A 1577-nucleotide genomic window follows, 5' to 3' on the forward strand; every position below is an offset into this window, starting at 1 on the left:
CGGGCGAACACCATGGTGGTGAACCTTTTCGCCTCCATGTGCGCGGCGTCGAGGTAGCGGCGCCGGCCGGTCTCCTCGTACATCTCCAGCAGCTCGACCGCGGCTGACCGGGGCCCGGCCATGAGCCGCGCCGACGCCCGGACCGACCCGGCAGGCGGCCCCATGACCGGGGCAGCACAGTGGTTCGTCAGCCTGGGCCGCCCAGCCGACGCCGGCCCGCTGCTGCTCTGCCTGCCGCCCGCCGGGGCCGGCCCGAGCAGCTTCCGCGACTGGCCGGCGGCCCTGCCCGCCGGCGTGGCGCTCGCCGTGCTGGCCCTGCCCGGGCGGGAGGCGCGGATCACCGAACCGCCGGCCTTCGACCTGGACCAGGTGGTCGAGGCGGTCCGGCAACGGGCCGACCGGCCCTACGCGATGTACGGGCACAGCATGGGCGGCCTGCTCGCCTTCGAGGTGGTCCGCGAGCTGCGCCGCCGGGGCACCCCGCTGCCGAGCCGGCTCTACCTGGGTGGGAGCCGGCCCCCGCACCTGCCGAAGACGCTGGCCCGGTTCGCCGACCTGCCGGACGACGAGTTCCTGGCCCGGATCGCCGAGCTGGGTGGCCTGCCGCAGGGGGTGCGGGACCTGCCGGAGCTGCTGGATCTGATCCTTCCGGCGCTGCGGTCCGACTTCGACTGGCTCAACCGGTACCCGTACCGACCGGAGGCGCCGGTGCCGGTGCCGCTGGTCTGCCTGGCCGGCACCGACGACCGGGACGCCGACCCGGCGACGATGGCCGACTGGGCCGGTCACACCGCGATCGGCTGCACCGTGCGAACGATCCAGGGTGGACACCTCTTCTTCGCCGAGCGGGCCGCCGAGGTGGCCGCACTGGTCGGCACCGACCTGCTCGCGGCGACCGGCACCGCGCCGACGGCCCGGGCCGGCACCGCCACCGCCGTGGCCCCGGCCAGGGTTCCGACCGACCGACGGACGCCGGTGGAGGAACGGCCACTGCGGCCGGACCCGGCGGCCGAGCACCTGATCCCGCTCGGCAGCGGTGGTTGGCGGGTGTGGCGCGAGGGCGTGCTGCGGGCCGCCGGCTTCCCGGCCGACGGGGTGCTGCGGCTGACCGCGCCGGAGTTGGCCGCGGTGGCGGACGCCCACCTGGACGGCACCGTGACCGAGGCCGAGCTGCTACCGGTGCTGGGAGCCGCGGTGGCCCAGACCAGCAAGACGATCTACGACCTGGCCGGCGATCCGCTGTTCCGCGAGGCGGTGACCTGGCAGAACCTGAACGCGCTCACCGCCCTGGACTCGGTGCGCCGGGGCGGCCCGGACGAGCGGAGCCACGACAAGCGGCGGGCCCGCGAGCAGGCGATCGGCCGGTACTGGCAGCGGTACACGGCGAAGAACGACACCATCGGCTTCTTCGGGCCGATCTGCTGGGCGGCGCTCACCCGGCGGACCCCGACGACCACCATGACCGCCGGCCCGGCGCTGGTCCGGCGCCGGATGGTCGCCTTCGAGTGGCGGGCGCTGGCGGCGTTCGGCGACCGGATCGCCGCCGACCCGGCCGTCCGCCGCTGGCTGCCGGCCGG

Annotated in this window: 1 protein-coding gene; it reads left to right on the forward strand. The window is 76.2% G+C overall.

Annotated features, from left to right (window positions below; genetic code table 11):
- Positions 1 to 162: 162 nt before the first annotated feature.
- Positions 163 to 1577 (forward strand): thioesterase II family protein (locus tag JNW87_RS38550; protein WP_238455455.1); only part of this gene is annotated, 1415 nt, incomplete at its 3' end.

This window comes from Micromonospora sp. ATA51 (genome assembly GCF_016802855.1).
GTDB lineage: Bacteria > Actinomycetota > Actinomycetes > Mycobacteriales > Micromonosporaceae > Micromonospora > Micromonospora sicca.